The sequence below is a fragment of the Kitasatospora sp. NPDC041988 genome, from assembly GCF_055588525.1.
In genome coordinates, this window is record NZ_JBVJCO010000082.1 from 1 (window position 1) to 14,156 (window position 14,156).

General features: G+C 67.7%; 3 protein-coding genes and 1 pseudogene. 3 read left to right on the top strand and 1 reads right to left on the bottom strand.

The genetic code is table 11. From position 1 onward, the window contains the following. Nucleotides 1-123 precede the first annotated feature (123 nt). Entirely contained in the window at nt 124-4,434 is a 4,311-nt protein-coding gene (locus ACZ6NC_RS40915; RefSeq protein ID WP_465738980.1) for an FG-GAP-like repeat-containing protein, read from the bottom strand. Between the two features lie 460 nt (nt 4,435-4,894). On the opposite strand from ACZ6NC_RS40915, the gene ACZ6NC_RS40920 reads away from it, so the two are divergent. From ACZ6NC_RS40920 to ACZ6NC_RS40930, 3 genes and pseudogenes are all read left to right on the top strand, one after another. After that, nucleotides 4,895-12,727: an RHS repeat-associated core domain-containing protein gene (locus ACZ6NC_RS40920; RefSeq protein WP_465738981.1), complete on the top strand. Its 7,833-nt coding sequence runs from the start codon at nt 4,895-4,897 to the stop codon at nt 12,725-12,727. An 18-nt stretch (nt 12,728-12,745) separates the two neighbouring features. Beyond that, entirely contained in the window at nt 12,746-13,234 is a 489-nt protein-coding gene (locus tag ACZ6NC_RS40925) for a hypothetical protein (RefSeq protein ID WP_465738982.1), read from the top strand. Between the two features lie 271 nt (nt 13,235-13,505). After that, nucleotides 13,506-14,044: pseudogene (locus ACZ6NC_RS40930) on the top strand (winged helix-turn-helix domain-containing protein); the annotation flags it as partial. Nucleotides 14,045-14,156: the final 112 nt, after the last annotated feature.

A 14,156-nucleotide genomic window follows, 5' to 3' on the forward strand; every position in this document is an offset into this window, starting at 1 on the left:
GCTGTTTCTGTGCTTTCTTCGGGAGTTGGGAAAGAGGGGTTTGTTGGAGGGTTCCCACGACGGGCCGTTTGGGGGGGGGGGGGGGAGGGGGCGCCCCCGAGGGGGCCCCCCCCTTCCTTCTGGTCAGACTTGGTACCAGGCTCGGAAGGCGAAGCCGGGTTCGGGTTGGTCAATGGCCCAGGTGGTGCCGGTGGCGTCGGCGGTTGAGACGATCATGGATCCGTTGGCGGCCAGGGTGACGCGGGGGTCGCTGGCGAAGATCATATTCGGGTCGCCGAGGTAGCTGCCGGTGCTGAAACCGGAGGTGGGGTCGGCCTGGCCGAACAGGGCGATGTGGCCGTTGGCGGTGCGGGCGACGATGTTGACGGTGCCGCCTGCGCCGGGGGAGAGGACGATGCTGGTCGCTCCGTCGGTTCCGCCGTTGAGGCTGATCTTGTACCAGGAACGGAAGCTGCTGCCGGGCTGGGCCTGGTCGATGGCCCAGATGTCGCCGTTGACGTCGATGGCTGCGACGATCATGCCTCCGCTGGCGGAGATGGTGGCGCTTGGGTCGCCGGCGAAGACGGGGGAGGTGTCTCCGAGGTAGGAGCCGGCGCTGAAGCCGGACGTGGAGGTCCCCTGCCCGAAGTAGGCGATGTGGCCGTTGGTGGTGCGGGCGAAAAGGTTGACGGTGCCGCCGGCGCCGGGAGACAGGATGGCGGCGGTGCGTCCGGTCAGGCCGCCGGAGAGGCTGACCTTGTACCAGGAGCCGAACGCCGAACCGGGGCTGGACTGGTTGGTCGCCCACAGATCGCCGGCGCCGTCGAGGGCGGTGACGATCATGGTGCCGTTGGCGGCGAGCGTCACGGCCGGGTCAGCGGCGAAGACCGGTGCGGCGGAGCCGATCGGGACGGCCGGGCTGAACGAGGAGTTCGAGTCGGCCTGGGCGTAGTCGACGATCTCACCGGCACGGGTGCGGGCGAAGATGTGGACGGTGCCACCGGCGGCCGATGAGAGCGCCAGGGCTGGGTCGCCGGCATGCCGGGCCGTGGGGCTGAGCTGGTACCAGGGCCGGAACGGGGAGTTGGTGCTGGTCTGGTTGGTGGCCCACAGGCTTCCGTCGGCCAGGGTCTTGGCGGCGACGAGGGTGCCGTTGGCGGCTCGGGTCATGGCGGTGACGGGCAGTTTGAGGCTCTGCCCGCCGTCGAGGGCGGTGACGGTGTGCAGGTTCCCGATGGACACGAGCTGGGGCAGGCCTGGCCCGGTGGGTGTGCCGGGGTAGAGCAGCAGGCAGCCGGTGGGGCAGGTCGTGCTCTGGGCGGTTCCGTCGCTGGTGTAGTAGGTGACGGGGGTGTTGGGATCGGCGGGGGTGGTGGTCAGGAGGTCGCCGACCTGCTGGCCCGGTGTCGGCGTGAACAGCGGGTAGCCGTTGCCGCTGGGTGCGACGGTGCCGTGCGTGTTGCCGGGGGTGGTGATCAGCGGGCGGTGCTGCGGGTCGAAGCCGGTGGCGTAGACGCTGCCGGTGGCGGGGCTGCCGGCCTGGTAGCCGGAGGCGGTTCGGGAGCCGGTGACCAGGCGGATGCGGCCGTACTCGCCGTCACCCGGGTCGGAGGTGTTGCGGCGGGCGAGGAGGTCGGGGATGCCGTCGCCGTTGACGTCACCGGGGGCCAGGACGTCGTAGTCGGCCCAGCCCCCGGCCGACACCACGGTGCCGGGCTTGAGCCGGTTGGTACCGGTCTCGGTGGCGAGGGGGCCGTCCGGGGTCCCGGTGTAGAGGACGAGCTTGTCGCCGTCCTTGACGAGCAGGTCACTGCCCGCCCCGTTGTCCAGGTTTCCGGCGGCGGTGATCTGTGTGGCGGTCGACCAGTCACCGCCGCCTGGCTGGAGCAGTTCGGTGCGCCGGGCTTCGTCGGGGCCGCCCATGCCGGTGCCCGGGTAGAGGTAGAGACGGGTACCGAGCTTGACGAGGAAGTCCTCGTAGCCGTCAGCGGTTTGGCCGGGCGTCTGGCTGGCCATGTCGCCGCGGTGGGCGATGAGTGCGCCGGACCAGCCGGGAGTGTCAATGGTGCGCGGGGAGTCGAAGGTGCCGTCCCCGCGGCCGGCGTACAGGACGAGGGCGCCGCTGCTGCTGGCGGCCACGAGGTCGGCGTGGCCGTCACCGGTAAGGTCCCCGGGCCGGTCACCAGCGAGGGCCGGGTCGGTGGCGTCGTGGACCCAGTTGCTGTGTGCAGTGGCGAGCAGGGTTTCGCTGGAGTTGGGTCCGCCGTCGGATCCGTCGTAGGGGGAGAGGTTGCCGCCCTTGTCCACGGCCTGCACGGTGATTCGGTTGGTCGGCCACCGGGTCGGGGTGATGGACACGGTGGCGGTGCCGTCCGGCCCTGCGGGCACCCAGGTGCCGCCGCAGCCCCTGTTGACCACGGGCAGCGGCTTGTTGAGCGCGTAGCAGAAGCCGGTGAGGCCGAACTGGTCGCTGGAGGCGAACTTGATCCGGCGCTCGATGCGCGGGGCAACCTCGGGGATGTCGATGCTGTGGCCGTCCGCGGAGGTGACGGTCGGCTTCGTCGGGGGCGTGCGGTCGACGCTGAAGCCGCAGTCACGGCCGAACCCGGACCCCACGATGCCGTCCTCGGCCTGGGCGTGCCACTTGTAGCGGTGACCGTCGCCCAGGCTGCTGACCGGAATCGTGGTTGAGGCCCAGGAACCGCTGGGGGCATCGGCCCAGGTGGTGAAGAACTTCTCGCCGCTGTCGTGGTCCCAGGCCTCGAACTTCGCTTTCACGTAGCCGTCGGGGTCGGAGACCTTCGCCGTCAGGACGACGTCGTTGCGGCCGATGATCGGCCATGATCCGGGGTCGCTGATGCAGGGCACGTTGACGTTGCTGCTGCTGCCGGGCGCCCACTGGCCTTCCCATGCGGCGTAGTCGTCGAGCCAGGGGGCGCGGTTGTACGTCACCTCGAGGTACGGGTTGTTCCTGAACCGCTTGTAGCTGTTGACGTTGCCGAGGTAGTTGTCCGGTGTCCGCAGGCCGAGTGTGATGTTCTCACCCCGGTTCGCGACGTCCTGGACGACCTCGCGCAGGGCGCCGGTGAAGTCGTGGCCCTCGACACCCGGGCAGTAGGTGGGGTTGCCGTGCGCGAACGCGCCGGCGTCCAGGATCCGATTCCAGCTCGCCTGGCTGTTCCAGGTGGGGGTGTTCTGGTTGATGGGGCCGGTCGACCACAGTTCGGTGTTGCCGGCCTTGGTGGCGTCGCAGCCCCAGGAGTGGGTCTCCTCCACATGGAAGGTGGCGGTGAAGATGGTGGCGCCGGCCAGGCCGCCAGTGTTCATCTCGAAGAACGAGCGGGTGTTGCCGCTTCCGTTGTAGCCGACCCGCGGCTCGTCCGCGGGATTGTCGGAGTGCCAGCCGTCGCCATTGGGATAGGCGGCGTTGGGGGTGGCGGAGTACACGACGGCCCACCGGTTGCGCCAGCCGTCGGTGAACGTCGGGTCGATGACCACCGGGAACACCGTGTCCTGGCCGTGGAGCAGGCCGGCATCGGGGGTGAGTTTCAGGGAATCGGTGCTGACCTCGGTGGCCATCGGCCTCGGCGCGTGCTCCGCCGCCGGCGGCGAGACGCTTCCGGCGAAGGTGTCGCCTGCCGATGGCGCCTGGGCCGCCTTCAGGGACTTGGCCTGCGGCGAGCTGCTTGATTGGGCGGCCGAGGCCGGTGCGTGGGAGTCCCACATTCTCGGAGCAGCTGCTGTGAAGACGTTGCGGCCTGTGGTGTCGGTGGCGGCGAGAGTGCCGTCCTGGCTCGTCTTGAGGGAGATGCCGTTGGTCTTCAGGCCGTAGGTGATCTGGGCAAGGCGCGGGTCGGCCGCGGCCTGGGGGGTGTTGACGATCAGGTGGTGGGCGAAGCCGTCGGTCTCGGCGAGGATCTTCAGGTCCACCCCGGGCAGGACGTTCCGGTACAGCGCGGTGGTGCCGTCCATGTCGGGCTGCGGCAGAGGTGAGGGCCAGGACAGGGACAATGACTTGCCGTCCTTGACCATCGTGGCCAGAGGGCCGCTGCCGCCGCCGGAGAACGTCATCGGGAAGACGGACGACTTCGGTGCCACCGTGCCGTCGGGGCGACGTTCCAGTGTGGCGTCGACCGCTCGCCACTGGCCGCCGTCCGCCTTGGTGCGAACCGGCTTGACGTGCTGGCGCCAGGTCAGGGTGCCATTGGGATTTGCGATCAGGTCGCTCGATTCGTCCTGGCGCTCCGTGACCTCGACAGGAATTCCTGTCTGCCGTGCTTTCAGGAGAGCGGTCCTTTCCGGACTGCCCGTCACACTGGGCGCGCTCTGGCGTGCGGCGTCGGCATTCGCCGGCAGCGGTGTCAGTACGAACAGCGACAGCGCGGCGGTGCCGAGCAGTGCGGTGGCGGACCTGCGGGCCCTTCGGCCTTTCCGGCCGGATATGTGATGGTGCATCCCCTTCTCTTTCCTCGTCGTCGAGAGCGCCCCCATCATGCAAGGAGGCACCGACGTGGCTCCGACCTGCACAGCAGCCGTTCCGGCACGTGGATGGAGCAGGAGATACGCGATCGTGACCACGGGGGTCCCCGCTCACTCGGCTGACCGGACATGAATGGATATGTCCGCCCTGGATCTCGTGGAGGCGATGTGCCGGTGCGTCAGTGGCGCCGTAAAGGAGTTATCGAAGCGAGATGAACGCCCGTCATCGGAGCGTCACCGACAGGAACGTGAGCTGGCGCGTCGGTCGGGCTTGGTAGCGTCCCGCCGGGTGCGATCGCACCCGTACAAGTGACGACACAAAGGAAAGAAACGGATGCCTCCATCCGACGTGGGCGCTTCATCGCCCAGGCCGCGAAAGCGGCGGTCCGAGGCGATAGGCCGCCCGGTCCAACGCCGGCTCGCGCCGGTCGCAGCCGTGGCCCTCATCGCCGCCGTGCTGCAGATACCCGCCATCGCCGTGGCAGCGGACAGCGACTTCAAGCTTCCCCCCGTCCAGCAGACCGCGTCCGTGCCGGTCGTGGCCGTACCGGCCCAGGCCGGCGGCAAGGCCGGCAAGCCCGACACGAAGGCCGCGGCGGCGGCGTGGCCGAAGACCGCGCAGGCCGAACTCGAACTGCCCGCCGCACAGCCGGACCAGCACACCCAGCCGGTCAAGGCCGCAGGCCTGCCCCTGGCCGTCGCCCCGATAGCCGGTGACGGCCAGGCCACGGCGCCGCAGAAGCTACGCGTCGAACTGTCCGACCGCGCCGCCGCCGCCCGCCTGGGCATCGACGGCCTCCTGGTCAACCTGCACCGCACCGACACCGGCGCGCCCTCGAGCAGCGGCAAGACCCAGGTCCAGCTGGACTACAGGGCCTTCCGGGAGGCGTTCGGCGCCGACTGGGGTTCGCGTCTGACGTTCGTCCAGCTCCCCGCGTGCGCGCTGACCACGCCGGACAAGCCGGAATGCCGCACCACCACCCCCGTGGCCGGCGTGAACGACGCCAAGACGGCCACCCTCAAGGCCGAGGTTGCCACCCCCGCAGCCGACAACAAGGCCGCAGGGAAGGGCAACGGCGCCGACACGGGCGTGACCGCCGCCGCCTTCACACAGAGCACCGACGCGCCCTCGGCCCTGCAGGCTTCCGGGACGGTGCTCGCCGCCACGGCCGGCGCCTCGGGACCGGAAGGCGACTACAAGGCCACCACGCTCGCACCCTCGAGCTCGTGGTCGGTGAGCGGCAACAGCGGCTCCTTCACCTGGTCCTACCCGCTCGAGGTCCCGCCCGTGCCCGGCGGCCTCACCCCGAAGATCGCGCTCGGCTACTCCTCCTCCAGCATCGACGGCCGCACCGCGTCCACCAACAACCAGTCCTCCTGGATCGGCGACGGCTGGGACTACGACCCCGGATTCATCGAGCGCTCTTACACCGCCTGCGCGGGTGACAGGGGCTCCGGCAGCAACGCCCCGTCCACCACCGGCGACCTGTGCTGGAAGTCCGACAACGCCACCATCTCGCTCAACGGCAACGCCTCCCAGCTGGTGCGCGACGACGCAACCGGCACATGGAAGCTGTCCAACGACGACGGCTCCCGCGTGGAGAAGCTCAACGGCAACGCCGCGGACACCGCCAACGGCGACACCGACAACGAGTACTGGAAAGTCACCACGACCGACGGTACCCAGTACTTCTTCGGCAAGAACCGCCTGCCCGGCTGGAGCGCAGGCAAGCCGGAGACCGGCTCGGCCCTGACCGTGCCCGTCTTCGGTAACCAGCCCGGAGAGCCCGGATACGCGACCGCGTTCAAGGACTCCGTACGGGACCGCGCCTGGCGGTGGCAGCTCGACTACGTCGTCGACCCGCACGGCAATGCCGCGGCGTACTTCTACGACCAGGAGAAGAACGCCTACACCAAGGACATCGGTGCCTCCACCGGTACCCCGAAGGCGAACGCCACCTACACCCGCGCCACCACCCTCAACCACATCGAGTACGGCCACCGGGCCGGCCAGGTCTACAGCGCCCAGCCCGCCGGACAGGTCCTCTTCAGCACCGGTGACCGGTGCGTGGCGGCCGACTGCTCCTTCACCAAGGCCAATGCCGCCAACTGGTACGACACCCCAGTGGACCAGGCGTGTGACCTGGCCCAGGACTGCCGCAACGGCGCCCCGACGTTCTGGTCCAAGAAGCGCCTGACCGGCGTCACCACCAAGGCCCTGCAGAGCGGCGGCGGCTACCGGGACATCGATGCCTGGAGCCTGGACCAGTACTTCCCCGCCACCGGCGACAGCGGCGGCCGCGCCCTGTGGCTGCAGTCGATCACCCGCACGGCCAAGGCAGGCAACACCCAGGTCTCCCAGCAGCCGGTCACGTTCGGCGGGGACCTCCTGCCCAACCGGGTGGACTCCGCCGAGGGCCGCCCTCCGATGAACCGCTACCGCGTCAACCGGATCAGCTCCGAGACCGGCTCCAACACCAATATCAAGTACACCGACATCGACTGCGTCGCCGGAGCCCTACCCACCCCGGACAGCAACACCAGGCGCTGCTACCCCTCCTGGTGGACCCCCGAGGGCGCGGTCGACCCCGTCCTCGACTGGTTCCACAAGTACCTCGTACAGAAGGTCACCGAGGACGACCTCGTCGCCGGATCCGGATCCGCCGACAAGGTCACCAGCTACGACTACCTCGACGGAGCCGCCTGGCGGCGCGACAACTCCGAGCTCACCCCGGACAAGCAGCGCACCTGGAACGACTTCCGCGGCTACCAGCGGGTCCAGGTCCGCGTCGGCGACTCCAACAAGAGCCTGACCGAGACCGTCTACTTCCGCGGCATGGCCGGCGACACCCTCGCCAACGGCCAACCGCGACCGGTCCCCCTCCTTCAAGGGATCACCGACAACAACGAACTCGCAGGCTACGCACGCGAGACCATCGTCTACGACCAGGACGGCGGCAAACCCCTCACCAGTGCGGTGAACACGCCCTGGACCCGGACGACGGCAAGCCGGGCGGTGAAGGCCCTGCCGACCAAGGACGGCAAGCCCACCACGACTCCGCCGTCCGAGCCGGGCAAGCCCGACACCGCGGCGCTGCCGCCGGTGACCGCCACCATGGTCCGCACCCAGGATGAAACCGCCAAGAGCCTCAACGGCGATGGCAGCACCGCCCGCACCACCCGCTTGAGCCGCACCTTCGACGACTACGGCCAGGCCATCACCGTCTCCGACGAGGGCGACACCGCCGTCACCGGCGACGAGCAGTGCAGCCGCACCACCTTCGTGACCCCGGACACGGCCAACTGGTTCATCTCCTACCCGCAGTCCGTCCAGAGCACCTCGGCCGTCTGCTCCACCGACGCCACGCCGGCCAACGTCACCAGCGAGGCCCGCACCTACTACGACGGCCGTCCCCTGGGCGCCGCACCCGAGCAGGGCAAGGGCAACGCCACGAAGTCCGAGGGCCTGGAGCGCTACGACGCAGGATCCCCCCGGTACCTCACGGCAGCCGTCACGGCCTACGACCAGTACGGCCGTGTGACCTCGGTCAAGGACGTCAACAACGCCGAGACCACCACCACGTACACCCCGGCGACCGGCAGCCAGCCGACCACCATCCAGACCGTCAACCCCAAGAAGTTTACGACCACCACCACCTACGACGGCCTACGAGCCCTGCCGGTCAAGGTCGTCGACGCCAACGACCGCACCACCTCCATCGACTACGACGCCCTCGGCCGCACGGTCGCGGTCTGGCAGCCCGGACGGGCCAAGACGTCCTCGGCCAGCGTGACCTACGCGTACACCATCGAACCGGGCAAGCCCCCGGCCGTCACCACCAGGACCCTGCTGGAGGGCGGCGACTACCGCACCAGCATCGCCCTTTTCGACGGCCTGCTGCGGCCGCGCCAGGTCCAGGACGAAGCACACGGCGGCAGCACCGCACACAATGGCGGCCGCAACATCACTGACACGTTCTACGACAGTCACGGCCGCGCCTACCGCTCCAACGCCCCCTACTGGAACCAGGACTCCGGCCCTCAGCCGGCCCTGTGGATCGCGCTCGACAACGCGGTGCCCTCCCAGACCGACACCGAGTTCGACGGTCTCGACCGCCCGACCGCCAGCATCTTCAAGTCACTGAACGTGGAGAAGTGGCGCGCAACGACGCGCTACGGCACGAGCTGGACGGCCACCACCCCGGCTGACGGCGGCACGCCCACCGTCACCGTCACCGACGCCCACGGGCGCACCAGCGAGCTGCGGCACTACAAGAGCGGCAGTCCCGACTACGACGCCCCCGCCACGGCTTACGAGGCGCTGAAGTACAGCTACAACGTGGCGGGCAAGCTCGCCAAGGTGATCGACGCCGCCGGCAACACCTGGACCTGGGAGTACGACCTCCTCGGCCGCCAGACCAAGGCCGTCGATCCCGACAAGGGCACCACCGTCAGCACCTACAACACCGACGGCACCCTCGCCACCTCCACCGATGCGCGCGGCAAGACGCTCGCCTACACCTACGACGAGCTGGGCCGAAAGACCGCGATGTTCGAGGGTTCCACCTCCGGCACCAAGCTCGCGGACTGGACCTACGACGCCCTCCCGGGCGACCTTCCCGGTGGCAAGGGCCTGCCTACCGGCAGCGCCCGCTACGACAACGGCAACGCCTACACCACCGCCGTCTCCGGCTACGACGCCGCTGCCAGGCCCACCGCGACGTCCGTGACCATCCCGACGGCCGAAGGCGCTCTGGCCGGCACCTACACCACCTCCCAGACCTACACCCCCGACACCGGCCTGGTCGCCACCAGCACCTACCCGGCCGGCGGAGCACTGCCCCAGGAGACCCTCAGGCCCAACTACACTCCCCTCGGCCTGCCCACCTCACTCAGCGACGGCAACCGCGTCTACTCCCTCGGGCACCAGTACTCGCCCACCGGCCAGGTCCTGCAGAGCGTCATCGGAAACATCGGCTCGCGCTCCGTACAGACCTACGTCTACGAGAACGCCACGCAGCGACTCGCCCAGGTCCAGACGGACCGGGAGAAGAGCGGGCCGCAGGCGCTCGACAAGAAGACCTACGCCTACAACCCGGTCGGGAACATCACCCGCATCCGCGACGACCGTGACGACAGCTCTGTCACGGACACCCAGTGCTACACGTACGACTTCGCCCAGCGCATGACCAACGCCTGGTCCGCGACCGACGACTGCGTCGCCAAGCCGAGCACGGGAACCGGGCCGAACGTCGGCGGCATCGACCCGTACTGGGCCGGCTACACCTACGACGCGGCCGGAAACCGCACCCAGGCCACCAACCGCACCAGCGGCGCCATCTCCGGCCCGCTCATGGACACCACCAAGGTCACCGCCGTCGCCATCGCCGGCGACGGCCAGACCTCCTCCGTCGCGATCGCCGACGGCCAGGTCTACCTCGCCCAGCAGCGCACCAACGGCACCTGGCGCAACTACGAGAATCTGCGCGACACCGCGGCCGGGCCACTCCCGCCCGTCGAGCACGTGGCCGCCGCCTGGGCCGACAACACCCTGCAGATCATGGCCATCGCCGGCGGCAGGATCTGGCACACCCTGCGCAGGGCCGACGGCTCCTGGCAGGAGTGGCGCGACATCGCCAGCGTCGTCGGCACCGTCTCCAACCCCGCCCAGCTGTCCCTGTCCGCCACCGCCTCCGGACTGGAGGTCCTGACCCTCTCCGACGGAGCGCTCAAGCACACCCTGCGCAAGCCCAACGGCGACTGGTCCACCTGGGGCAACGTCTTCGGCGAGACCGGGACCCTCGGTGGCGCCACCCGCGTCACCAGCGCCGCCACCAGCTCCGGCCTCGAAGTCATCGTGATTGCCAGCGGCAAGATCTGGCACACCATCCGCCGCGGCGACGGTAGCTGGCAGAAGCCCTGGGGCGACGTCTACAGCGTCACCGGAACCCTCAACACGCCAACCGCCGTCACTGCCACCGCCACCAACGCCGGCCTCGAAGTCGTCGCCGTCGCCGGCGGCACCGTCTGGCACACCATTCGCCGACCCGATGCTTCCTGGCAGCAGAGCTGGGGCAACGTCAGCCAGGCCGTCGGAACTCTCAACCAGCCGCTCTCCGCAGCGGTCGTCAACTCCGCCGGCGACCTCAAACTCCTCGTCGCCGCCGCGGGAACCGTCAACTACACCAAGCGCACCTCGGCCACCGGAAACTGGATCACCTGGGCACAACTCGCCCAGACCCCCGAGAACCAGGAGAACCAGCAGAGCCAGCGCACCTCCACCTACCCCGTCCCCGGCGGACCCCAGCCCCACGCGCTGAGCCGCGTCGATGTCACCGGCGCCGGCGCCCGAACCGACACCTTCACCTACGACCCCACCGGCAACACCATCCGCCGCGTCACCGCCGACGGCGACCAGACCCTCGAATGGGACACCGAAGGCCACCTCGCCAAATCCACCACCGCAGGACAGAGCACCACCTTCCTCTACGACGCCGACGGCAACCGCCTCCTGCGCCGTGAACCCGACGCCGTCACCCTCTACCTGGGCGGCCAGGAGCTGAAGCTCACCAAGGCCACCAACCAGGTCACCGGCACCCGCTACATCACCGCTGGCAACGTCACCATCGTCAAGAACTCCGACGGCACCCTCAACTACCTCATCCCCGACCAGCAGGGCACAGCCCAGCTCACCATCCGAGCCGACAACCTCGCCTACACCCGCAACGACACCACCCCCTTCGGCACACCACGCGGCAAGAAACCCGCCACCTGGCCCACCGAACGCGCATTCGTCGGCGGCACCACCGACACCACCACCGGCCTCACCCACCTCGGCGCCCGCGAATACGACCCCGCCAACGGCCGCTTCATCTCCGTCGACCCCATCCTCGACCTCACCGACCCCCAACAGATCAACGGCTACGCGTACAGCAACAACGACCCCGTCAACCTCAGCGATCCCAGCGGCCTGTTCTCGATACATGGGATCAAAATATTTCCGAACGTCCCCAAGCCGAAGGATCTTCTGAGTACCGCCGGAAAGATGGCTGCCGGTGCATTCGACACGGCTGTCGGGTGGGTTGCAAAGAACAACCCGTACGCGGCAATCAATAACTTCGGGGTGGAAGTAAACAGGGAAATTTCCCAACAAACCGGCAGTGGTCCTGTCTTTCCAGGGCTCTCTCCCATGCAGCCAACTGAACATCCGATGGCGGACACCTTCGGAATCGCTCACAACGACCCCGCGTACGTATTTGGGGGGGCCGTTGAGACGGTAGTGGAGACGGGAGTCGACGGGGTCGGGGTCATAAAGGGCGCTGTCAAGGGTGCCAAGCTCGCGAAGAACCTGATCAAAAACTCCGGCGGAGTCAAGAAGGCCCTAAAGAAGGTCTTCTCGGGGACCTGCAGTTTCACGCCAGAGACCCCAGTTCTGATGGCCGATGGCAGCTCAAAGCCAATCGGTGACATCCGTCCCGGCGACGAAGTCAAGTCGGCGGACCCTCAACGGCCGGCTGGCGCAGACGAGGGAGACCGTGCGGTCACGGCAACATGGGTTCACGCTGACAATGACCTCGTTGACCTGACTGTCCGAACGGACGACGGCAGCGAAGCCGTCATTAACACCACCTCCGAGCACCCCTTCTGGGACGACACCACCCACCAATGGACCCCCGCGCAGCAGCTTGAAGAAGGCCATAGCTTCAAGACCGCAGGCGCCGGCCATGTAGTCCTCGTCGGAAAGCGCAATGCCGTCGGTGAACAGGCAATGTTCAACCTGACAGTCGCCGACTTCCACACGTACTATGTGCTGGCTGGAAATACGCCGGTTCTCGTGCACAATACGTGCGGTGGAACCGCCCTTGGCCCCGGGGGGCCCGCCCTGGAGGGCGATCCGTATAGTCCAGATGCGGTTGCGGCGCGAAGCGCTCAGAATACAGCCCACTACAATTCAATGGCCAACTCCAATGGGGCTCCATATCCTCAGATAACGGATCCGCGAACTGGTTGGCCGGTTAGCTACCCCGGAGATGGTTTTCAGATCGTCCCCAAGGCCGATAGAGTGGTCTGGGACAAGGCTGCCCGAGGTGCTTATATTAAAGAATGGTATGATCGGGGATATGGAAGCCTCCCAGGCTCCTGGTCCGACTATGACATCCACCATATCCTTCCGCGAGAATATGGTGGAAGTAATGATTTCAGCAACTTGGTGCCTCTCTTGCGGCAGGCGGAACATCAGCCGTTTACTAGCTGGTGGCGCAACTACTAGTTGAGATTGGAGATTCTGATGTCCAAGCTGATGGATGGCTTCCGACAGTGGGCCTTCACGCCGGATCCTGTTGACAGCGATGCGCTCGAACTCGAGTGTAAAGTCGCTGGTCCTGCCAGCCTTGGGGAAGTCCAGGAGGCTTGGGCAGGGAGGGATCTCCCGACTGAACTCGCAAAGCTCTGGGCGGATAGCCGTGAGGCTGAGCTCTTTCGTGACGTGAACTATGGCCAGTGGGGTCTTCGAATCCTCTCCCCGCTGGCCAGCGTCGAAGCCCTTGATCGCCAGGTGCGAGACCGTCCGTCTGACTTTATGTCGGACGATGTCCTCATCGGCGAATTCCTGGGAGACCTGGAACTTCTGGTGTATGCACCGTCGGAGGAGGGGGGGAGGCGGGTTCTGGTCGCTCTAGAGTTGGATTCTCGGGACGAGTGGTACGGAGTGGGATCGAGCCTGGAGGAATTCTTTAGGAACTATCTTGAGGCGCAAGGGGATAAGTTCTGGGAATAGTCCCAACCCATCCGTGATCGGCCTCCGAGATGATCTCTTGGTGACGCTATCTTCGAATATCCAAGGGGCCCCTTAAGGCCATCTAGATATTCGCGAGAAAGCGCCAAGGATAAACGGCAAGAAAGAAAGCAAGAGTCCCGCCGGGATCGCTCCGGCGGGACTCTTTGCGCTCTTGACGGCAGTACTGAAGTTGAATGTGTGATGTCGCTCGGATGGGTGAAGCAGTAGCGTTCGCATGCCGGTGGAGGGCCGGTCCCGGTAGTCGTGTGCTGTGAGGTATGCGCAGGGCGGCGGTTTGACCGACGCGGAGAGGGCCGCGCGGGAGCGGATCCGGCTGCAGGCTGTGGAACGCTTCGAGTGCGGCGAGAAGAACCGGGACATCGCGGCGGTGTTGCGGGTGAGCGTGCGGTCGGTGGAGCGGTGGCGCCGGCAGTGGCGCGAGGGCGGGTCGGCGGGAATCGCTTCGAAGGGCTCGCCCGGTCGTCCGAAGCTGTCCGATGCCCATATCGCGCGCTTGGAGCGGGAGTTGGAGCGCGGGCCGCTGGCCCACGGCTGGGAGGACCAGCGGTGGACCCTGGCGCGGGTGAAGACGTTGATCGGCTGGCTGTTCCACGTCTCCTACACCGTGGAGGGCACGTGGGTCTTGCTCAGGCGGCACGGCTGGTCCTGGCAGCAGCCGGCCCGCCGGGCGATCGAACGCGACGACGCGGCCGTGGAGTTGTGGAAGAAGGAGACGTGGCCGCGGGTAAAAGCACCGCGGCGGCCCGCGGCGCCTGGCTGGTCTTCGAGGACGAAGCCGGGCAGTCGATGGGTTCAGTCAAGATTTTCGGGCTCTGTCGCTGATTGAGGGGTCCGTGCCGACCGTGATCGGGCGGTGGGCATGACCTCGGCGTGATGGATTCGGTGCGTGTGGCGGACCTTC